The 20,298-nt window shown below is 73.3% G+C and carries 18 protein-coding genes and 2 tRNA genes; 2 read left to right on the top strand and 18 right to left on the bottom strand.

Features of this window, described 5'->3' with window-relative positions; all coding sequences use genetic code 11:
* Positions 1-22: 22 nt before the first annotated feature.
* From ACZ4U4_RS24735 to ACZ4U4_RS24750, 4 genes are all read right to left on the bottom strand, one after another.
* Positions 23-763 carry a hypothetical protein gene (locus ACZ4U4_RS24735; protein ID WP_467878199.1) on the bottom strand — a complete coding sequence of 247 codons (741 nt, stop codon included), beginning with the start codon at positions 761-763 and terminating at the stop codon, positions 23-25.
* Between the two features lie 152 nt (positions 764-915).
* Positions 916-3,807: a leucine--tRNA ligase gene (gene leuS, locus ACZ4U4_RS24740; RefSeq protein ID WP_467878201.1), complete on the bottom strand. Its 2,892-nt coding sequence runs from the start codon at positions 3,805-3,807 to the stop codon at positions 916-918.
* A 287-nt stretch (positions 3,808-4,094) separates the two neighbouring features.
* On the bottom strand, positions 4,095-6,053 hold the full coding sequence (locus tag ACZ4U4_RS24745; protein ID WP_467878203.1) for a S53 family peptidase: 1,959 nt from the start codon (positions 6,051-6,053) through the stop codon (positions 4,095-4,097).
* Positions 6,054-6,580: 527 nt separating this feature from the next.
* A tRNA-Ala gene (locus ACZ4U4_RS24750) sits at positions 6,581-6,653 on the bottom strand.
* Between the two features lie 151 nt (positions 6,654-6,804).
* Here ACZ4U4_RS24750 and ACZ4U4_RS24755 point away from each other — a divergent pair.
* The gene (locus ACZ4U4_RS24755; protein WP_467878206.1) at positions 6,805-8,115 is read left to right on the top strand and encodes a glycosyltransferase 87 family protein; all 1,311 of its coding nucleotides are present in this window, start codon (positions 6,805-6,807) and stop codon (positions 8,113-8,115) included.
* Between the two features lie 120 nt (positions 8,116-8,235).
* Here the strand turns inward: ACZ4U4_RS24755 and ACZ4U4_RS24760 are convergent, their stop codons facing one another.
* From ACZ4U4_RS24760 to ACZ4U4_RS24800, 9 genes are all read right to left on the bottom strand, one after another.
* Positions 8,236-8,469: a hypothetical protein gene (locus ACZ4U4_RS24760; protein ID WP_030283838.1), complete on the bottom strand. Its 234-nt coding sequence runs from the start codon at positions 8,467-8,469 to the stop codon at positions 8,236-8,238.
* A gap of 3 nt (positions 8,470-8,472) precedes the next feature.
* Positions 8,473-8,682 (bottom strand): hypothetical protein, encoded by a 210-nt coding sequence (locus tag ACZ4U4_RS24765; RefSeq protein WP_467878209.1) that lies wholly within the window; start codon positions 8,680-8,682, stop codon positions 8,473-8,475.
* Between the two features lie 234 nt (positions 8,683-8,916).
* Positions 8,917-8,989, bottom strand: a tRNA-Ala gene (locus tag ACZ4U4_RS24770).
* A 114-nt stretch (positions 8,990-9,103) separates the two neighbouring features.
* Positions 9,104-9,757 (bottom strand): histidine phosphatase family protein, encoded by a 654-nt coding sequence (locus tag ACZ4U4_RS24775; RefSeq protein WP_467878361.1) that lies wholly within the window; start codon positions 9,755-9,757, stop codon positions 9,104-9,106.
* Positions 9,754-10,188, bottom strand: coding sequence for a ribosome silencing factor (gene rsfS, locus ACZ4U4_RS24780; protein WP_467878212.1), 435 nt, complete (start codon positions 10,186-10,188; stop codon positions 9,754-9,756). Before rsfS ends, ACZ4U4_RS24775 begins: the two co-directional genes overlap by 4 nt.
* 227 nt (positions 10,189-10,415) lie before the next feature.
* A complete protein-coding gene (locus ACZ4U4_RS24785) occupies positions 10,416-12,332 on the bottom strand; it encodes an LCP family protein (RefSeq protein WP_467878214.1) in 1,917 nt (638 codons plus the stop codon).
* Between the two features lie 24 nt (positions 12,333-12,356).
* The gene (gene nadD / locus ACZ4U4_RS24790) at positions 12,357-12,968 is read right to left on the bottom strand and encodes a nicotinate-nucleotide adenylyltransferase (RefSeq protein ID WP_051739587.1); all 612 of its coding nucleotides are present in this window, start codon (positions 12,966-12,968) and stop codon (positions 12,357-12,359) included.
* A 51-nt stretch (positions 12,969-13,019) separates the two neighbouring features.
* Positions 13,020-13,169, bottom strand: coding sequence for a hypothetical protein (locus ACZ4U4_RS24795; protein WP_467878217.1), 150 nt, complete (start codon positions 13,167-13,169; stop codon positions 13,020-13,022).
* A 153-nt stretch (positions 13,170-13,322) separates the two neighbouring features.
* Positions 13,323-13,508 (bottom strand): hypothetical protein, encoded by a 186-nt coding sequence (locus tag ACZ4U4_RS24800; RefSeq protein ID WP_467878219.1) that lies wholly within the window; start codon positions 13,506-13,508, stop codon positions 13,323-13,325.
* 132 nt (positions 13,509-13,640) lie between these two features.
* Between ACZ4U4_RS24800 and ACZ4U4_RS24805 the strand changes: the two genes are divergently transcribed.
* Positions 13,641-14,732, top strand: coding sequence for a M48 family metallopeptidase (locus tag ACZ4U4_RS24805; RefSeq protein ID WP_467878222.1), 1,092 nt, complete (start codon positions 13,641-13,643; stop codon positions 14,730-14,732).
* Here ACZ4U4_RS24805 and ACZ4U4_RS24810 read toward each other — a convergent pair.
* The 5 genes from ACZ4U4_RS24810 to proB form a co-directional block, all read right to left on the bottom strand.
* Positions 14,695-15,819 carry an SCO2583 family membrane protein gene (locus ACZ4U4_RS24810; RefSeq protein WP_467878225.1) on the bottom strand — a complete coding sequence of 375 codons (1,125 nt, stop codon included), beginning with the start codon at positions 15,817-15,819 and terminating at the stop codon, positions 14,695-14,697. The two genes, ACZ4U4_RS24805 and ACZ4U4_RS24810, sit on opposite strands and share 38 nt — an antisense overlap.
* A gap of 78 nt (positions 15,820-15,897) precedes the next feature.
* Positions 15,898-16,485 (bottom strand): SCO2584 family spore wall biosynthesis protein, encoded by a 588-nt coding sequence (locus ACZ4U4_RS24815; RefSeq protein WP_467878227.1) that lies wholly within the window; start codon positions 16,483-16,485, stop codon positions 15,898-15,900.
* A 67-nt stretch (positions 16,486-16,552) separates the two neighbouring features.
* Positions 16,553-17,821: a glutamate-5-semialdehyde dehydrogenase gene (locus ACZ4U4_RS24820; RefSeq protein WP_467878229.1), complete on the bottom strand. Its 1,269-nt coding sequence runs from the start codon at positions 17,819-17,821 to the stop codon at positions 16,553-16,555.
* Positions 17,822-18,016: 195 nt separating this feature from the next.
* Positions 18,017-18,523 carry a hypothetical protein gene (locus tag ACZ4U4_RS24825; RefSeq protein WP_467878232.1) on the bottom strand — a complete coding sequence of 169 codons (507 nt, stop codon included), beginning with the start codon at positions 18,521-18,523 and terminating at the stop codon, positions 18,017-18,019.
* 274 nt (positions 18,524-18,797) lie between these two features.
* Entirely contained in the window at positions 18,798-19,874 is a 1,077-nt protein-coding gene (proB, locus tag ACZ4U4_RS24830) for a glutamate 5-kinase (protein WP_467878363.1), read from the bottom strand.
* Between the last annotated feature and the right edge of the window lie 424 nt (positions 19,875-20,298).

Consider the following 20,298-nt stretch of genomic DNA (forward strand, 5'->3'; position numbering starts at 1 on the left):
CCGGCCCGTCAGCGCCCCGGTCTCAGCCGGCCCGCTCCGGCCCCGGCGACTTCTGCCAGGAGGGCATCTGCTGCCAGGAGTACGCGGAGCGGCGGCGCGGATCCGCGGCAGATATCGCCTGCGGCTGCTCCGCCCCCGGCTCCGGGGAGGCGGACGGCCGGGCGGCGGACGGCCGGCCCGGAGCCTCGGTGGAACCGCTGCCCACGGCGTCGTCCGAGGCGGGGGTCCAGTGCCGCAGCGCGCCCGATTCGACGTCGATCTGCTCGCTCAGCGCCGACAGGTCGTCCTCGGCGAACTTCCGCTGCCGATCGCGCGCCGCCCAGCGCAGCGACTCCGCCGAGCGGGTGATGCGCTCCAGGCGTTCGCGCAGCTCGGGCAGGCGGGCGGCCGTGGTGGCGCGGTCGGGCTCGCGCTCCAGACGCCTGAGCTCGTCGTCGAGCGCGCGGCCGTGGGTGCTCAGGCGGTCGAAGAGGCCGAGCGCCTCGCGCAGCGACGCGTCCTCGGCCACGCCGCCACGCAGCGCCTCCTGGGTCGCCCGCATCGACGTGCGCAGGGACAGCCGCAGCTGCGCCAGCTCGCCCGGGACACCGGGCTTGGCCAGCTGCCGCGCCCGCAGGCCGGTGTCCTCGACCGTCCGGCGGGCCTGGGCGACCGTGCGGTCCACACCGCGCTTGGTCACCTGGACCGCCTTGACGGTCACGAAGACCCCCGTGACGACGAACAGCAGGAAGAGCAGCCCCACGATGGCGATGGCGGCTTCCATGGGCTCTCCCGGATCGGTCTCGGCGCCGGTCGGTCACCCGCGCCCGTCCCTCCACCGTAAACGGATCGGGCAGGTTGCGGGCCCTGACGGAACCCCCAACCTGCCCGTAGGGGAAACCCCCTAGAACCCCGGCCGGAACCGGCCGCGCCGCATCACGCAGGCACGATGTTGACCAGCTTCGGCGCGCGGACGATCACCTTGCGGATACCCGCGCCGCCCAGTGCCGCGACCACCGCGGGCTCGGCCAGCGCCGCCGCCTCCAGGTCCGCGTCGGAGATCGTCGGGGCGACCTCCAGACGGGCCTTGACCTTGCCCTTCAGCTGAACGACGCAGGTCACCGTCTCATCGACGACATACGCCGGGTCGGCCACCGGGAAGTCGGCGTGCACCACCGAGTCGGTGTGGCCCAGCTTGCGCCACAGCTCCTCGGCGATGTGCGGCGCCAGCGGCGCGATCAGCAACACCAGGCGCTCGGCGACACTGCGCGCCACCGGGCCCGCCGTCTTCGTCAGGTGGTTGTTCAGCTCCGTGACCTTGGCGATGGCGGTGTTGAACCGCAGGTTCGCCATGTCCTGGGTGACACCGTCGATCGCCTTGTGCAGCGCCCGCAGCGTCGCCTCGTCCGGCTCCGCGTCGACGACGGTGACCTCACCGGTCGACTCGTCGACGACGTTGCGCCACAGCCGCTGCAGCAGGCGGTACTGGCCGACGACGGCGCGGGTGTCCCAGGGGCGGGACACGTCCAGCGGGCCCATCGCCATCTCGTACAGGCGCAGCGTGTCCGCACCGTACTCGGCGCAGATCTCGTCCGGCGTGACGGCGTTCTTCAGGGACTTGCCCATCTTGCCCAGGACGCGGCTGACCTTCTCGCCCTGGTGGAAGTAGCCGCCGTCGCGCTCCTCGACCTCGGCCGCCGGGACGGCGATGCCGCGCTTGTCGCGGTAGACGAACGCCTGGATCATGCCCTGGTTGTACAGCTTGTGGAACGGCTCGGAGGACGAGACGTGCCCCAGGTCGAACAGGATCTTCGACCAGAAACGGGCGTACAGCAGGTGCAGCACGGCGTGCTCGGCGCCGCCCACGTACAGGTCGACGCCCCCGTGGGGCTGCCCCTCGCGCGGGCCCATCCAGTACTGCTCGATGTCCGGGGCGACCAGCGCGCTGTCGTTGTGCGGGTCCAGGTAGCGCATCTCGTACCAGCACGAACCTGCCCAGTTGGGCATGGTGTTGGTCTCGCGGCGGTAGCGCTGCACGCCGCGGCCGTCGCCCAGGTCCAGTTCGACGTGGACCCAGTCCTCGTTGCGGGAGAGCGGGGTCTCCGGGGAGGTGTCGGCGTCGTCCGGGTCAAAGGTGCGCGGGGAGTAGTCCTCGACCTCCGGCAGCTCCAGGGGCAGCATCGACTCGGGCAGCGCATGCGCGACGCCGTCCTCGTCGTAGACGATCGGGAACGGCTCGCCCCAGTAGCGCTGGCGGCTGAACAGCCAGTCGCGCAGCCGGAAATTGACGGTGCCCTCGCCGATGCCCTCGGCGGCCAGCCAGTCGGTGATCTTCGCCTTGGCCTCGGTGACGCCCAGCCCGTCCAGGCTGATCGTGTCGTTGGCGGAGTTGACCAGCTTCGCCTCGTACGAGGAGAACGCGTCGTCCCAGGTGGTGGTGTCGGTGCCGCGGTCGTCGGAGGGCTGGACGACGCAGCGCATCGGCAGCTCGAAGGCGCGCGCGAAGGCGAAGTCGCGGCTGTCGTGCGCCGGGACCGCCATGATCGCGCCGGTGCCGTAGCCCATCAGCACGTAGTCGGCGATGAAGACCGGGATCTGCTCGCCGCTGACCGGGTTGGTGGCGTGGATGCCGGTGAAGACGCCGGTCTTGTCCTTGGCCTCGGCCTGCCGCTCGACGTCTGACTTGCTCGCCGCCTGCTTGCGGTAGGCCGCGACGGCCTCGGCCGGGGTGGCGTGGCCGCCGGTCCAGACGTCGTGGGTGCCCTCGGGCCAGGCGTCCGGCACCAGGGAGCCGTCGGCGATCAGCTCGTGCTCGGGGGCCAGCACCATGTACGTCGCGCCGAACAGGGTGTCCTGGCGGGTGGTGAAGACGGTGATCGTGCGCCCCGCGGCGGGGAAGTCGACCCGGGCGCCCTCGGAGCGGCCGATCCAGTTGCGCTGCTGCAGCTTGATCGCCTCGGGCCAGTCCAGGCCGTCCAGGTCGTTCAGCAGGCGGTCACCGTAGGCGGTGATGCGCATGTTCCACTGGCGCAGCTTGGACTTGAAGACCGGGAAGTTGCCGCGCTCGGAGCGGCCCTCGGCGGTGACCTCCTCGTTGGCCAGCACGGTGCCCAGGCCGGGGCACCAGTTGACCGGCGCGTCCGAGGCGTACGCCAGGCGGTACTCGCCCAGGATGTCGGCGCGCTCGTTGGCGGACAGCTCGCCCCAGGGGCGGCCGTCGGGGGTGGGCCGGGTGCCGGCCTCGAACTGCGCGACCAGGGTGTCGATGGGGCGCGCCTTGTCGGCCTCCGGGTCGTACCAGGAGTTGAAGATCTGCCGGAAGATCCACTGGGTCCACTTGTAGTACGCCGGGTCGATCGTCTCGACCGAACGGCGCTGGTCGTGGCCCAGGCCCAGGCGGCGCAGCTGGCGCCGCATGTTGACGATGTTGGCCTCGGTGGAGACCCGCGGGTGGGTGCCGGTCTGCACGGCGTACTGCTCGGCGGGCAGGCCGAAGGCGTCGAAGCCCAGGGTGTGCAGGACGTTGTGGCCCGTCATGCGCTGGTGGCGGGCGTAGACGTCGGTGGCGATGAAGCCCAGCGGGTGGCCGACGTGCAGGCCCGCGCCCGAGGGGTACGGGAACATGTCCATGATGAACTTCTTGGGGCGGGCGACGACGGCGGCGTCGCCGGCCAGGTCGCCGCTCGGGTTGGGCGCCTCGTAGGTGCCCTCGGCCTCCCAGAAGTCCTGCCAGCGTGCCTCGATGTCCGCGGCCAGCGCGGCGGTGTAGCGGTGCGGGGCCGCCTCGGGTGCGCCCTCACCGGCGGGGGAGGTGGTCGTCTCGCTCATCTCTTCAAGCTCCATCGATCGTCTCTGCCTGCGGCTGCCGCGGACACGGTTGCTGCGGAAACAAAAAGACCCCTCGCACAGGAGGGGACGCCGCGCCGATGCCGACCCGGACGGCCACCGTGGGTGGCCCGGTCGGTACTGATCAGCGCGGCCCGCTAAGCAGAAGGCGTACGGCACGCATGGCGCCAGGGTACCGCAGGGGGCTCGGGGCCCGCGTCGAGGATTCCCCACCGGCGCGGGCCCCGGCCCGCGCGCCCCCGGAATTCAGGGGCGCGCCGACCCAGGGGTCAGTGCCGGTACGACTCGACGTAGCCGTTCGCCGGGGAGCCGACACCGGTGACGTCGTCGTAGCCGGGGCGGGCGCTCAGGGAGCTGTCCTGGCCCAGGCTGCGCAGCGAGGTCGTGGTGCCCTTGGAGGCGTCGACGCCGTTGACGTAGTCGGTCCGGACGACCGCCAGGCCGCGGCCCGCGCCGAGCGGGTGGTCGGTGACGTCGTGGTAGACCGGGGTGCCGTACCGCTGGTAGATCGCGGGGTTGGCGAAGCCGATCGGGATGCCGTGCCGGGCCTGCTGGGCGAGCGCCTGGATACCGGCGATCACGGGTGCGGCGAGCGAGGTGCCGCCGATACGGTACTCGTCGTAGCCCTGCTTGCCACCGGGCAGGGTCTGGGTCTGCCCCACCAGGAAGCCGGTGTTGGGATCGGCGACCGCGGCGATGTCCGGGACGGTGCGCATGGCCTTGCCGCCGCCCGCCTGCGCGAGCCCGTCGGGGACGACTCCGCGCTGGTAGAAGGGCTGCGCGACGGTCTTGCTGGTGCCACCGCCGGCGCCCCCGCTGAACGCGCCGGGGAAGCCGTCCCAGCTTGCGCCGTCCTTGGACAGCACCGCCTTGCGGGTGCCCCAGCCGGTCTCCCACTGGTACGTGTCGTGCTTGCCGACGGCGAGTGCGGTGCCGCCGACGGCGGTGACCCACGCGGAGTTCGCCGGGGTGTCGACCTGCTTGGTGCCGGTGTTGTCGACCTCGTCGCCGTTGTCACCGGAGGAGAAGTAGAAGCCGATGCCCTCGACCGCGCCCTGCTGGAAGACCTGGTCGTAGGCGGCAGCCACGTCCGGGGTCTCGTTGGCCTCCAGGTCGCCCCAGGAGTTGGAGACGATGTCGGCGAGACGGCCGTCGACGACCCGGCCGAGGGTGTCGAGCAGGTCGTCGTCCATGCAGGAGGCGGCCCCGGCGTAGACGATGTCGGCGGCGGGCGCGACGGCGTGCACGGCCTCGACGTCGAGGGTCTCCTCGCCGTACCAGCCGGAGGCGCCGCACTCCTCGATGTGGTGGTAGTCCTCGGGCAGCACCTGCGAGAGCTGGCCCGGGCGGTACCCGGCGTCGCCGTTGCGGGCCGCGTAGTGGGCGGCGTCGGCGGCGATGGTCGGCGAGGCGTAGGCGTCGGTGATCGCGACGGTGACGCCCTTGCCGGTCCACTTCCCCGCCCCGTAGGCGGCGCGCAGCTGCTTGCCGGTGTAGCCCTTGACCGCGTACGGCGCCTTGGTCCCGTAGGCGCCCGGCAGGTCCTTGGCGGTCCGGGAGCCGTGGTACGTGGAGAACGGGCCGGCGTTGCGGAAGACGGCGGGCGGCTGGGGCAGCTCGGTGGAGTGGTGCCGGGCCATCTTGGGCGCGTTGTCCAGGCCGGTGACGGTCAGCACGGCGCCGCCCAGCGAGGCGGGGGCGGAGGCGGTGGCCGAGGGGGCGTGGTAAGTGTGGCCGTCCTTGCGGTAGTTGTGCAGGTCGGTGGCGAAGGCGCGCTCCGCGGCCGAGGCCGGACCGTGGACGGTGAGGTAGCGGCCACCCGCCCCGGTGACCTTGAGCCCGGCGCCGCGGAGCCAGTCACGCACGGCGTCGATCTGCTGCCGGGTGGCGCCGTAGCGCGCCTTCACCTGGGCGGCGGTCAGGTACTTCCCGTAGTGGGCGGAGTGCGGGTCGGAGACCGCCCTGGCGTACGCGGCGAGCCCGTCGGCGTCCCGGCCCGCGAGGTAGACGCGGGCGGTGATGCCGGTGTCCGCGGCGGTGTCACCGCGGTCGGACTGCTGGGTCGCCCACGCCGGTTTGGTGCCGCGGAGCTCATGCCGTCCGCCGTCGTGGCCTGCGGCGTCGGCGGCGGGCGCGCCGAGCGCGAGCGCCCCGGCGATCAGCGGCAGGGCGGCCGCCCACGCCGTCGCGGTACGCGCCCGCCCGGCTCTGCTGCGGCTCGATCTCATGGAACCCCCTGTGGTGACGGTGCGGTAGGTGCTGACGGTGGCACCGCGACCGGCTCCGCGACGACGGCCCGCCGTGCGCGCCGCCGTACACCGGCGTCCGGTGCCTCGCGTGCGGCATGGGACAAGGGAGGTGACATGCACGCGATGCGTCACTCTTTCGGTGAAATGTTCACGTCAGGGGCATGGGTACGCCAAGAAGACCCCAAGGAACGGCAAGAAGCGGCAAGGAATGGGCGGGATGCGGAAGGGAACGAAAGCGGCCGCGGACGACAAGAGGTGGAAAGCGGGCGGAAGGTGAGCAGACGTCAGAGTACGGTGGGGCGAACCGGTCGCCCGGGAGGCCACCACGCGCGGCGCGGAACACCGCCCCACCGGCGCCCCGCTCCCCCACGCCCGCCGCCATGCCGTACGTCACACCCGCCGCGGAACGCCCGCCCCATGGCGCACACCACACACGGCGACCACGTGGCGAAACGGGCATACAACAAGAGCGGGCCGCCCTTTCGGACGGCCCGCTCTGATTCCTGTGGAGCTAAGGAGAATTGAACTCCTGACCTCCTGCATGCCATGCAGGCGCTCTACCAACTGAGCTATAGCCCCAGGTCTTCTCCGCTGCGGTCTCCCGCGGCGACATCGACTACATTACACGGCTCCCCCGGGCTTCTGCCAAATCGCTCCTGCTCCAGCGCCTGGAACGGCCCGGGGTACTGTCGGCGGACCGTGCCCGATTCGTCCTGGGGAGCCGTACGCCGTGACCGCGCCGGAGCTGGAACAGTCCACCGATTCCGGCGGCCGCGCCCCGCTGACGGGGGCGCCGGGACGCCGTGCGGTCCGGTGGGCCGCGGTCGGCTGCCTCGTCTCGTTCGCGGCGTTCTGGACCGCCCAGCGGCTGGCGCACGTCACCATGATCGACCTCATGGTCTACCGCGCGGAGGGCTGGACCGCGCGCACCGGCGCGGACCTCTACGACATGGTCGCCACCTCCGCGCACCTGCCCAACACCTACCCGCCGTTCGCCGCGCTGCTGTTCACCCCGCTGACGCTGGTCGGCGTGGGCACCATGCGCACCCTGGCCACGGCCGGCAACCTCCTGCTGCTGGTGGCCGTCGTCCATCTCTCGCTGCGGCTGGTCGGCCGCCCGCACCGGCTGCCGCGCCCGGCCGCGACGCTCGCGCTCTCCGCACTGCTGGTCTGGTGCGAGCCGGTGTGGACGACCCTGCGCTACGGGCAGATCAATCTGCTGCTCGCAGTGCTCGTGCTGTGGGACCTGACCCGCCGGGACGGCAACCGCTGGGCCGGGATCGGCATCGGCATCGCGGCGGGGATCAAGCTCACGCCCGCACTGTTCGCCGTCTTCCTCGCGCTCGCCGGGGCGGTACGCGCCGTCCGGCTGCTGCGCGGCGGCGCCCCGCTCCGTACCGCGCTGCGGGTGCCCTGGCTGTGCCAGGCGGCGGTGGCCACCGTGACGTTCCTCGCCACCGCCGGACTGTCGGCGCTCGTGCTGCCGCGCGATGCGCACCGCTTCTGGACCGAGATCGTCTTCGCCGCGGACCGCGTCGGCGACGTCGAGATCACCGCGAACCAGTCGCTGCGCGGCGCCCTCGCGCGGCTGCTGCACACCCAGGACCCGGGCGGCGTCTGGCCGGTGGCCGCCGCCCTGACGGTCGCCGCGGGGCTGGCCCTCGCGACCGGTGCGCTGCTGCGCGGCGACCGCGCCTGGGCCGCCGTCAGCTGCGCGGTGACGGCCCTGCTGATCAGCCCGGTCTCCTGGTCGCACCACTGGGTGTGGTGCGTACCGGCGCTGATCCTGCTCGGCTCCGAGGCGCTGGCCCGCACCGGCGGCGCGGCGCGGCGGTGGTGGTGGGCGGCGACGGCCGCACCGGCCCTGCTGTTCGCCAGCTTCGCGCTGTGGTGGGTGCCGCACGCCTGGCACCGCCACGAGGAGCTGCACCAGAACCCGCTCCAGCTGCTGCTCTCCGACGTCTATCCGCTCGCCGGGATCGGCCTGCTGGCGCTGTGCGCGCTGCGGCTGCGCCGGACGGGGCGCGGCCCGCAGGCGTAGCCCGGAGCCGTACGCGCCGCCCCTGAGGTGACGTGACGCCGTACGGTCCGGGCTCCGGCTCACGCGACGTCAGGCGGGGCCGTGCGTACGGCGATCGGCAGACCGGGGCCGCGGCCGCGCTCAGGCCGTGGCGAAGGAGTAGAAACGCTTCAGCGTGCAGTGTTCGTCGAGGAGGCGGCCGTAGATCGGCTCACCGTCCAGCTCGCGGTAGGTCTCGATCGGGTCGCCCTTGATGACCAGTGCGCGGGCGCACTCCTCGCACCAGTACTGGAACGCGGAGTTGAGCGGTTCCATGTCACGGACGATCGGCGTACCGCTGCCGCACCAGTCGCATTTCCTGCTGTGGGCTCCCATCGGTCAGCTCCAACTGTGGCCGCAGGACGTACAGACGAAAGAGACGCCGCCGTTGTCACCGAGCATCTGCGCCACCCGGGCGGAGCCGCAGGTGGGGCACTGCAACGACGGGGTCGCACCGCGCGGGGGGACGGCGTCCGGCAGCCGGTGCGGGCACGACGGCCCGGCGGCGCCGGGCAGGTCGGCGACCTTCCCGAGGATGCTCCTGGGCATCGCGTCCTCTCCTCCCCTGCCGGCCGTCCGATTCTGCCACGGCCCACCCGGCGGGACGGCCTGGTCACGGCGCGGACCCGGACGCGACGGCCCGCGCACCGAATCTGCCCGCGCCACCGGCGCCGAACCGTCCGGCCCCGGGCCCGTCCCGACGACGCCGCAGATACAGCAATGATCCCGCCTCGCGCGATCCAGTGCGGGACTGGAATCCGTGAGACGGGATCATCCGGGTTGTGGAGCTAAGGAGAATTGAACTCCTGACCTCCTGCATGCCATGCAGGCGCTCTACCAACTGAGCTATAGCCCCGGGTCTTGTTCCGCCCCTCCGGGTTTCCCCCGGCGGCGCCGCGAACAAGAAGAACTTTAGCCTGCGACCTGCCCGGATGTGAAATCCGGGTCCGCGGGGCGCTCCGCGGGCGGCTCAGGTGTCGTCGCCGAGCACCGGCTCCGGGAGGGTGCCGGCGTTGTGCTCCAGCAGCCGCCAGCCGCGCGCGCCCTCGCCCAGCACCGACCAGCAGCAGTTCGACAGACCGCCGAGCCCCTCCCAGTGGTGCGCCTCCAGGCCGAGCAGCCGGCCGATGGTGGTGCGGATGGTGCCGCCGTGGCTGACGACGACGAGGGTGCCGTCGTCGGGCAGCTTCCCGGCGTGCTCCAGGACCACCGGGGCGGCCCGGTCGGCGACCTCGGTCTCCAGCTCACCGCCGCCGCGCCGCACCGGCTCACCGCGCTTCCACGCGGCGTACTGCTCGCCGTACCGCGCGATGATCTCCTCGTGCGTCAGCCCCTGCCAGGCGCCGGCGTACGTCTCCCGCAGCGCGGCGTCGTGCGCCACCCCGAGCCCGGTCAGGGCCGCCAGCTCACCGGCGGTCGCCGCGGCCCGGCGCAGGTCGGAGGCGACGATGGCGTCCGGGCCCAGGGCCGCGAGCAGCCGTGCGGCGCGCCGGGCCTGCTCCCGGCCCGCCGCCGTCAGCTCGATGTCCGTGGAGCCCTGGAAGCGGCGCTCCAGGTTCCAGGCGGTCTGGCCGTGGCGCCACAGGACGATGCGGCGGCCGCGGCCCGCGGGGGTGCCGTTCAGTTGCCCGCTCCCTCTGCCTCGCCCGCCGTGGCCTCGGCGTGCTCGGCGGCCTTGCCGCGGGTCGCCTTGGCGTCCTCGGGAAGCTCGATCTCGGGGCAGTCCTTCCACAGGCGCTCCAGCGCGTAGAAGACGCGCTCCTCGCTGTGCTGGACGTGGACGACGATGTCGACGTAGTCGAGGAGGACCCAGCGGGCCTCGCGGTCGCCCTCGCGGCGGACCGGCTTGGCGCCGAGCTCCTTGTTGAGGCGCTCCTCGATCTCGTCGACGATCGACTTGACCTGGCGGTCGTTGGGCGCCGAGGCCAGCAGGAAGGCGTCGGTGATCGAGAGGACGTCGCTGACGTCGTACGCGATGATGTCGTGCGCGAGCTTGTCGGCGGCCGCCTGGGCGGCGGCGTTGATGAGCTCGATGGAACGGTCCGTGGCGGTCACAAGCGGCTTTCGGGTCGGGGACGGGCCGCCCTGCCCCGGGCACACGGCCCACGGCACCACCGCCCGAGCGGGCGGTTCGAACGGCTTCGGATTCTTTTCAAGGGTCTCACGGACCACCGACACACCGGCCGGGGATTTTCGTCACCCGGACACCGCGGCCCCGGACCCGTACGCAGGAGGGCCGGGCACCTGCTCAAGTAGCAGGTGCCCGGCCCTCTCCGCGCAGGTCAGCCCCGGTAGTCCTGTCCCAGGACGACCGTGATGTCCGCGTTGGCGGCGCCGTGCGCCTTGCGGACCGCGCCGTCCGGCAGGCCCAGCGTCTTGGCGACCTCCGCCGCCCTGCCGTGGTCCGCGGCGTCCTCGTACGTGACCTGCGAGGCGGCCTGGGCGGCGTCCGCGGTGCCGCCGCTGACGTAGGTGTAGCCGCCGTTGACCAGCGCCGCCTGTGCCTTGGGGGCGGCCTTGGCGTTGCCGGTGGCGTTGCGTACGGAGACCCGCGGGGTGCCGTTCGGATCGGTCTTCTTGACCGTGCCGCCGAGGACGTTCTTGACGACGGAGCCGGCCGCGTCCGGGCCCAGGGTGCCGTTGGCCTGCACCGGCAGCAGGAGCGTGTTGTAGGCACCGGTCTTCGCCAGCTCGGCGCGGACCGCCAGCGAGCTGCCCAGCTGCGCCTCGGTGAGCGGCGGGTCGAGCACCTGGAGCAGCGACTTCACGGTGGCGGTGGCGCCGTCGGCGTCGCTGGAGACCTTCTTCAGCGTGGCCTGCATGACCTGGCCGAACCGCTTGAGCTGCCTGTCCTGGGTCTCGCCGGGACCGCGGTAGGTGGCGTAGGCGACCGCGGACTGGCCGTTGAGGAGACGCTCGTGGCCCGGCTTGACCAGGGGTGAGTCGCCCTTCTTCGCCCCGGGGACGGTGGTGTCGGTGTCGACGGAGACGCCGCCGACGGTCTCGACGAGGTTCTCCAGATACGGGGTGTCGAGCCGCCAGGACGCCTTGAGGTCGGCGCCCAGCAGGGTGCCCAGGGCGTCCCGGGTGGGCTCGGTGCCGTCGTCCTTGACGGACTTGCCGAGCGTGGTGGCGTTGCCGTCGTCCTGGGTGAGGATGAGGTTGTTCGGCAGCAGGACGGTGGTGCCCTTGCCGGTGGTCTCGTTGTCGACCAGCAGGGCGGTGGAGCTGTCGCCGGTGCGGGTGTCGCGGAGGTGGACGACGAGGACGTCGCGCTTCTGCCCCGCGCCCGCCTCCGCGGCGGTGCCGCCCGGGCCGCTGAGCCCCGGCAGCTTCCCGGCCCACCAGAGGTAGCCGGTGCCGCCCGCCACCAGCAGCACGAGCAGCACCACGAGCAGTACGCGGCGGCTGCGGCCCCGGCGCTTGGCCTCCTCGCGGCGCTCGGTGCGGCTCTCGGTGAACTTCAGCCAGTCGATGACGTCCTCGGAGTCCTCGTCGGGCTCCTCGATGAACGCGAACTGCTCCGTCTGGTACTCCGGGCCCCGGTCGGCGCCGGACGCGGACGGCCCGGGTCCGTCCGCCGGGCCCGCGTCCTCGGCCGGGCGGCGCTGCTCCGGCGGGCGCGGCGGCTGCTCGTGGTGGTGCGGCGGCTCCTCGGGGTAGCCCCGCGGCGCCTCCTCCACGGTGCGGTGCCCGGACGGGGTGGGGTCGGCGTAACCGGGCTGTGCGTAGCCCTGCGCGCCGTACTGCTGCTGCCCGCCGTAGGGCTGCTCCCCGTAGGGGGCACCGCCGTACGTCTCCTGGCCGTAGCCGGACTGCCCGTACGACGGCTCGTAGCCGGACGGCGCGTAGGACGGCTGCTCGTAGGAGGGGCGGGGGGCCTGCTGCGGGACCCAGTTCTGCTGCGGGGCGCCGCCGGGGGCCGGGGTCCCGTAGGGGTCGTAGCCCTGGGTGTGGCCGTCGTAGCCGTGGCCCTGGCCCCCGTAGGGGTCGTGGCCGTAGGACGACGGGTCGCCGTACGGGGCGGCGGGGCGCCCGTACGGGTCGTGGTGCGGTTCCTGGCCGGGTGCGGTGTCCTGGTGCACCGGCTGGCCGTACGCGTCGTAGGTGTACTCCTGCCGGCCCTGCCGCCGTTCATGGGCGTACGGGTCGGGGGTGTACGGGTCCTGCGGCCCGTACGGGTCCTGTCGGTCGGTCACCGGTGCCCCTTTCGATCCGCCCCGTCAGCCGTTCTCGCGGTAGAGCTGCTTCTTGTCGATGTAGCGCACCACGCCGTCGGGCACGAGGTACCAGACCGGGTCGCCCTGGGCGACGCGCGCCCGGCAGTCGGTGGAGGATATGGCGAGCGCGGGCACCTCGACGAGGGAGACCGCGCCGTCGGGCAGCCCGGGGTCGGCCAGCACATGGCCGGGCCGGGTGACGCCGATGAAGTGCGCGAGGGAGACCAGTTCCTCGGCGTCGTGCCAGGTGAGGATCTGGCCCAGCGCGTCGGCGCCGGTGATGAAGAACAGATCGGCGTCGCCGTGCAGCGCCCGCAGGTCACGCAGCGTGTCGATGGTGTACGTCTTGCCGCCGCGGTCGATGTCGATGCGGCTGACGGAGAACTGCGGGTTCGACGCGGTCGCGATGACCGTCATCAGATACCGGTCCTCGGCCGGGGACACCGTTTTGTGGCTCTTCTGCCACGGCTGCCCGGTCGGGACGAAGATGACCTCGTCGAGGTGGAACTGGCTGGCCACCTCGCTGGCGGCGACAAGGTGTCCGTGATGGATCGGGTCGAACGTCCCGCCCATCACTCCGAGTCGCCGCTTCACGGGCTCTGTGTGCTCTCCCATGCGTGCAGACCCTACTGGGCGCCGCGCCGTGCCGGAGGCCGGGTACCGGGCTCAGCGGTCCCGGTTGAAGCGGGTGGTGATCACCAGCAGGAGGAGCAGGATGACAAAGGCACCGCCGCCGGTGATGAGCGGGTTGAGGCTCTCGTGCTGACCTCCCTCGGCAAGGGCGACCAGGGACTGTGCGGGGGTGTGCAGGCTCATCGTCGGGAGACCAATCCGGGCTGGGGGCGGGCAGAGACTTCCGCCACATCGTAAGCGGCGGGCCCGCGCGAGATCACGGCGACTCCGCCGGGGGCCGGTGCGGACGGCCGCCCGGCACGGTGCCCGGCGGCCCCACCTCCCGTGCCGCGTCGGTCAGTTGTGGTCCGAGTCGCCGTAGCCGCGCAGCAGGAACCAGGCGAGCAGGATCGCGCCGAGGACACCGACGATGATCACGCCGCGCAGCAGCCACCCGGGGCCGTCGTCGGCGTGGGAGACGCCGGTGGCACCGGCCGTCGCGGCGGCGTCGGAAGCGGCGAGCAGCACGCTCGGAATCGTCATGGCGGGGCGCTCCGTTTTGTACGGGACTGTGCGGTCGAGTGGTACGACGTCAGCGTACGCCCGAGCATCCAATCGGGTGTCGGTGGCGTCCTCTAGTCTGAATCACACGCAGTCGAACAGGGGGAGGCCCCAATGACGGAGAGCCCAGGCGGCGAGCGCGTACCGAGCCGGGACCGCAGGCGATTCCCCGGTATCTCGTCCCGTTCGTACGAACACCCCGCGGACCGGTCGGCGCTGGTGGCGCTGCGGAAGCTCAGCGGGTTCGACACCGTCTTCAAGACACTCAGCGGCCTGCTGCCGGAGCGCAGCCTGCGGCTGCTCTTCCTGTCGGACTCGGTCCGCGTCAGCGACCGGCAGTTCGCGCACCTCAACGACATGCTGCGCGACGCCTGCTACATCCTGGACCTGGAGAAGGTCCCGCCGATGTACGTCAATCAGGACCCGCAGCCCAACGCCATGTGCATCGGTCTGGACGAGCCGATCATCGTGGTCTCCACCGGTCTGGTGGAGCTGCTGGACGAGGAGGAGATGCGGGCGGTCATCGGTCACGAGGTCGGTCACGCCCTGTCCGGGCACGCGGTCTACCGCACCCTGCTGCTCTTCCTGACGAAGATGGCGCTGCGGGTGGCGTGGATCCCGCTCGGCAATGTCGCGGTGATGGCGATCGTGACGGCGCTGCGCGAGTGGTTCCGCAAGTCGGAGCTGTCGGCGGACCGCGCCGGGCTGCTGGTCGGGCAGGACGTCCACGCCTCGATGCGCGGCCTGATGAAGCTGGCGGGCGGCAACCACCTGCACGAGATGAACGTCGACGCGTTCCTGGAGCAGGCGGAGGAGTACGAGTCGGGCGGCGATCTGCGCGACTCCGTGCTGAAGATCCTCAACGTCCTGCCGCGCAGCCACCCCTTCACCACGGTGCGCGCCGCCGAGCTGAAGAAGTGGGCGGCCAGCCGCGACTACCAGCGGATCATGGACGGCCACTACGCGCGGCGCGAGGAGGACAAGGACACCTCGGTCTCCGACTCCTTCCGCGACTCCGCGTCCCACTACGCCGATTCCGTGCGCCAGAGCAAGGACCCGCTGATGGGTCTGGTGCGGGACATCGCGGGCGGGGCGGGCGACCTCGGCGGCAAGCTACGGGACACCGTCTTCCGCGGCACCCAGCGTCCGGGCGCCGGCGGCGACGGCGCTAGCGGATCGGGTGGCTCGGAGTCGGCTGGGAAGTAGCGGAGAGCCGGCCGCAGAGCGAGGGGTTCGCCCACTGGCGGGAGTAGGGATCGGTGCCCGCCGGGCGGGCGTCCCCCGCGTGCTGGCCGGCCAGCAGCGGGCGCAGCACGTCCGCCTGCGGGGCGCAGGCCATCGGCCCGGCCTGGAGGCTGCTCTGGGTGACCTCCAGGCGGTGCTCGGCGAGGTCCTGGCGGTCCAGCCGGAAGTGGATCTCGCGGCGGACGGTGAAGAGCGAGGAGGCGCCGGGCACCGGCTTCCCGGTGCCGTGGGCGGCGTGCTGGTCGGCGCCGCCGGTGGCCCGTACCGCGTAGACGAAGGTGTAGTCGGCGGTGACGTCCAGGGAGTCGGGGCCGTTCTCGGAGGCGCCGAGGGTGCCGTCGACGCGGACGTTCCGGTCGGCGAGGGCCGTGGTGCCGTGGTCGAAGCGGATCAGCCAGCCGGTCGCCGCGTGCCGCCCGTCGTCGACGGGGCGCGCCATGCTCCGGTCGAACTGATCGAGCTGCCCGGTGTCCAGCAGCAGCCGCACGGAGCGGACGTTGCCGCCGGTCAGGGTGGCCGGGTCGATCGAGGAGCGGACGAGGTACTCCTTCGCCAGCCGCAGCGCCTCGACGACCTGACCGCCGGAGAAGTGCGGGGTGCGCGCGGTGTTCGCCGGGATGTCGACGCCGGCGGCGCCGACCCGGAAGTGGGCGGCCGGGCTGTGGGCGTAGAGATCACCGGGGGCGCCGCCCGGCACGGCGCCGGGCGGGGTGAGCGGCACCACCGACGAGCGCAGCGGCTGCGCGCCGAGCCCCGGTTCGGCGGCCTGGTACGGGTGGCGGATGCCCATGTAGACGGCGGTGCCGAAGGCGATGACGATCAGCAGGACCAGCAGCAGCGCCTGGCGTGAGCCGGGGAGGCGCACCCAGGGGCGGCGGGGGCGGACGGCGGGGGCGTGGTGTTCGCCGAGGCGTTCGTCGGCGGAGTTCTCCTGGAGCCGGGCAGCGCGGATGAACGACTCGTCGAAGACCATCGACCGGTATTCGTCCTCGCCGCCTCCCGGAGCGCCGTCCGGCGTCCCCTCGGGAGGGTCACCTCGTCCGCTCATATCACCAGGGTAGGTCGGCGGGGCGGTGCGTAAACGTGGAAGGGCCGACGCCGTATGTCCCGGGCGCGCCCCGGGCCGTCAGTGCGACCGGGACCCGGACGGGACGGGCGACGCGGACGGCGGGACGGCTCCGGCGGACGCGGGTGGCGGGAGGCCGGGGCGGGCCGGGCCCGGCTGCGGGCCGCCGGAGGGGGTGTCCGGTCCGCTGGAGGCCGGGGGCCGCCCCGGGGCCCCGGCGCCGGCGGTGCGGTGGACGGCCGTGAAGGCGAGGGCGACGAGGCCGACGCCCATGACGACGGCGAGCACCCAGGCCACCGGGCGGTGCCAGTGGGCGGTACCGCGGTAGGGGCGGAACGCGCCGCCGTAGGGCCCGTACGGTCCGTAGGGCGCGAAGGTGTCGTCGTGGGCGCCGTACGGGTCCCGGCCGCCGGGGTCGTCGAAGGGGTCGCCGCTCTCGTGCTCGGGGCCGACGGCGAGACCGGCGCGGGCCTCGGCGGCGGCGACGAGGCGCTCGACGGCGGAGGGTTCGTGGATCTGCGCGGCGCGGACGAACGCCTCGTCGAAGACCACGGAGGCGAAGTCCTCGTCCGCTCCGTGGCTCCCGTGGTCGTGCTCGTCGGGCTGTTCGCCGTCCGGGAACGGCGTGCCCCCCGCGTCGTCCGGCACCCGTCCAGATTAGCCCCGCCCGGGCGGCTTGGGCAGGGAGCGGAGTCGACGGGCTCGCCCGCGGGGGTCAGCGGATGTGCCCGTCGCCGGTGACGAGGTACTTCGTGGAGGTCAGCTCGGGCAGTCCCATCGGGCCCCGGGCGTGCAGTTTCTGGGTGGAGATGCCGATCTCGGCACCGAAACCGAACTGGCCGCCGTCGGTGAAGCGGGTGGAGGCGTTCACGGCGACCGTGGTCGAGTCGACCAACTGGGTGAAACGGCGGGCGGCGGCCGTCGAGGTGGTGACGATCGCCTCGGTGTGGCCGGAGGTCCAGCGGCGGATGTGGGCGACGGCCGCGTCGAGGTCGGGGACGACGGCGGCGGCGATGTCGTACGAGAGGTACTCGGTGCCCCAGTCCTCCTCGGTGGCGGGGGCGACCAGGCCCGGGCCCGCCTGCTGCCAGGCGGCGTCGCCGTGGACGATCACGCCGGCCTGGGTGAGGGCTTCGAGGGCGCGGGGCAGGAACGCGTCGGCGATCCCGGCGTGCACGAGGACGGTCTCGGCGGCGTTGCAGACGCTGGGGCGCTGGGCCTTGGAGTTGACGAGGATCGAGAGGGCCATGTCGATGTCGGCGGCCTCGTCGACGTAGACGTGGCAGTTGCCGGTGCCGGTCTCGATGACCGGGACGGTGGACTCCTCGACGACGGTGCGGATGAGCGAGGCGCCGCCGCGCGGGATCAGCACGTCGACCAGACCGCGGGCGCGCATCAGCTCCTTGACCGCGTCGCGGCTCTCGCCGGGCACCAGCTGGACCGCGTCGGCGGGGAGTCCGGCGGACGCCACGGCGTCGCGCAGGACGGTGACCAGGGCGGTGTTGGAGGCGTACGCGGAGGAGGAGCCGCGCAGCAGGACGGCGTTGCCGGACTTCAGGCAGAGGGCGGCGGCGTCGACGGTGACGTTGGGCCGGGCCTCGTAGATGATGCCGACGACGCCGAGGGGGACGCGGATCTGCCGCAGGTCGAGGCCGTTGGGGAGGGTCGAGCCGCGGACGACCTCGCCGACCGGGTCGGGCAGGGTGACGACGTGCCGGACGTCGTCGGCGATGGCGGCGACCCGCTCCGGGGTGAGGGTCAGCCGGTCGACCAGCGATTCGGGGGTGCCGGCGGCGCGGGCCTTGGCGATGTCCTCGGCGTTGGCCGCGACGATCTCGTCGGTGCGGGCGACGAGGGCGTCGGCGATGGCGAGCAGGGCGCCGTCGCGGTCGGTGCGCGGCAGCGGCGCGAGGAGGGCGGCGGCCTCCCGGGCGCGGGCCGCGGTCGCGAGGACGGGTGAGGAGTGCGAGGCGCTGCTGGTCATGGGCGGAAGACTAGACGAGCGGCGGCGCGGTGCCACGGGGTGGTTCACGGAGCGGGACGGGCGGGAGCGCACCGGGCGACCGGGCGGGGCGGGAGGGACGCCGGAGCGGAGCGGGCCGGGCGACCTACTGGAACGGGCCGGGCGGGATGGGCCGGGCCGATCCCCTCACCTGCCCGCCCGTCCCGTCCGCCGTGCTCAGTACGGATGTACCCCGACCGGTGCCGCCGGTGGCGGGCCGTAGCCCTCGGCGATGCGCTGGTGGTAGGTGTCGCGGTCGATGACCTCCAGGCCGACGATCTCCCAGGGCGGCAGGCCCGCCGTGGAGCGGTGTTCGCCCCAGAGGCGGAGCGCGACGGCGGCGGCGTCGTGCAGGTCGCGGGCCTCCTCCCAGTACCGGATCTCGGCGTGGTCGTTGGCGTAGCGGCTGGTCAGCAGGAACGGGTGGTCGTGGGCGAGCTGTTCGAGGGCCCGCCGGACGTCGGCCAGCGGGGCGTGGGCCCCGGAGACGCTGAGCGTGATGTGCCACAGCCGGGAGACCTCGCGGTCCCCGGTGTGCGGCGCCGGTTGCGGTGCGGCGTGCGGTCGGGTGCGGTCGGCGGCGTCCGGCCGGGCCGGGGCGTCCGGCGGGGTGCCGGTCCCGACGCTGGTCAGTGTGGGCCTCGCCGTCCCTCGGAGCGGTGCCCCTGGGCGCCCTCGTACCACGGCGGCCTCCTGTGCTGCATGATGCGAATCGCCCCGCGCGGGTGCGGAGCCGATCGGTGGGTTCTTTCCCGGCGTGCTGCGGGCACCGCTCACCTGCGGTGCCCCCGCAACAAAGTGGACCAGTCCACGGAGCGTCGCGGGGGCGTTTTGGCGAAGGTCCCCGCGGAAAGGGGGCACGCCGCTCCGCCCCGGGGGCCGCCGCGCGCGGTGGCCGCGGGCCCCGGACAGCGGCGTCACCGGTGGGACGGACGGGACCGGCGGCGCGGCCGAAACGTCAGTGACCGAGGAGGACGAGGTCGTCGCGGTGGACGACCTCCCGCTCGTAGGCGGGGCCCAACTCGCGTGCGAGGTCCCGGGTGGAGCGGCCGATCAGCCGGGGGATCTCCCGGGCGTCGAAATTGACCAGCCCGCGGGCGACGGCGGCGCCGGACGGGTCCCGCAGCTCGACCGGGTCGCCCGCGGTGAACTCGCCCTCCACCGCCGCGATCCCGGCGGGCAGCAGCGAGGAGTTCCGCTCGACGACCGCGCGCACCGCACCGTCGTCGAGGACGAGCGCACCGCGCGGGGTGGAGGCGTGCGCCAGCCACAGCAGGCGGTCGGCGGAGCGGCGGCCGGTGCGCAGGAAGTGGGTGCCGGTGGGGCCGCCGGCCAGCGCGTCGGCGGCGTGCACCGCGGAGGTCAGCACGACGGGGACGCCGGCCGCCGCGGCGATCCGGGCGGCCTCGACCTTGGTGACCATGCCGCCGGTGCCGACCCCGGCCCGCCCGGCGCTGCCGATCTCGATGCCCTCCAGGTCCTTCGGCCCGCTGACCTGCGCTATCCGCGTGGTGCCGGGGGTGGAGGGGTCACCGTCGTAGAGACCGTCGACGTCGGAGAGGAGGACGAGGAGGTCGGCGCGGACGAGGTGGGCGACGAGGGCGGCGAGGCGGTCGTTGTCGCCGAAGCGGATCTCGTCGGTGGCGACCGTGTCGTTCTCGTTGACGATCGGCACGGCGCCCATGGCAAGGAGCTGGTCCAGGGTGCGGCAGGCGTTGCGGTAGTGGGCGCGGCGGCTGGTGTCGTCGCTGGTCAGCAGGACCTGGCCGACGCGGCGGCCGTAGCGCGCGAAGGAGGCGGTGTAGCGGGCGACGAGGAGGCCCTGGCCGACGCTGGCGGCGGCCTGCTGGCGGGCGAGGTCGCGGGGGCGCCGGTCGAGGCCGAGCGGGGCCAGGCCCGCGGCGATGGCGCCGGAGGAGACCAGCACGATCTCCTTGTCGCGGTACTTCGCCAGCGTGTCCACCAGTGCGTCGACGCGGTCGGCGTCCAGCCCCCCGGCGGCGGTGGTCAGCGAGGACGAGCCGACCTTCACCACGACCCGGCGGGCCTCGGCGACGCCCTCGCGCGGCCCCGCGCCCCCGGAGGTCCCGTCGGTCGCCGCCTCCTGCTTCGCCCCTGCCACCTGCTACCCCTGTGCTCGCGTCCGGTACCACCGTGCCGGACGGCCCGCGGGCCGCGTCCGGTGCAGGCAATCTACGGCAGCGGGCGGGCCCGGTGCGTGGCGATTTCGCCTGCTGGACGACGCGGTGGACGGTGTGCGCGGGCGGCGGGCGCGGTGTGCTTCCGCTCACGCCGGGCGCCGCCGGGCGCGACGGCCGGGCGCGGCAAGGGCGTTGGCACAACGGACGGCTGCGACAAGTCGGTTAAGACGGTGATGGCGCCTTTGAGGTTGCGTGCCTTTGGTCCGTATTCGCGGTGATGAGAACCACAGCAGATTGTCACCGGAGCCGACAAGGTCA

This window comes from Streptomyces sp. NPDC029159 (genome assembly GCF_055564055.1).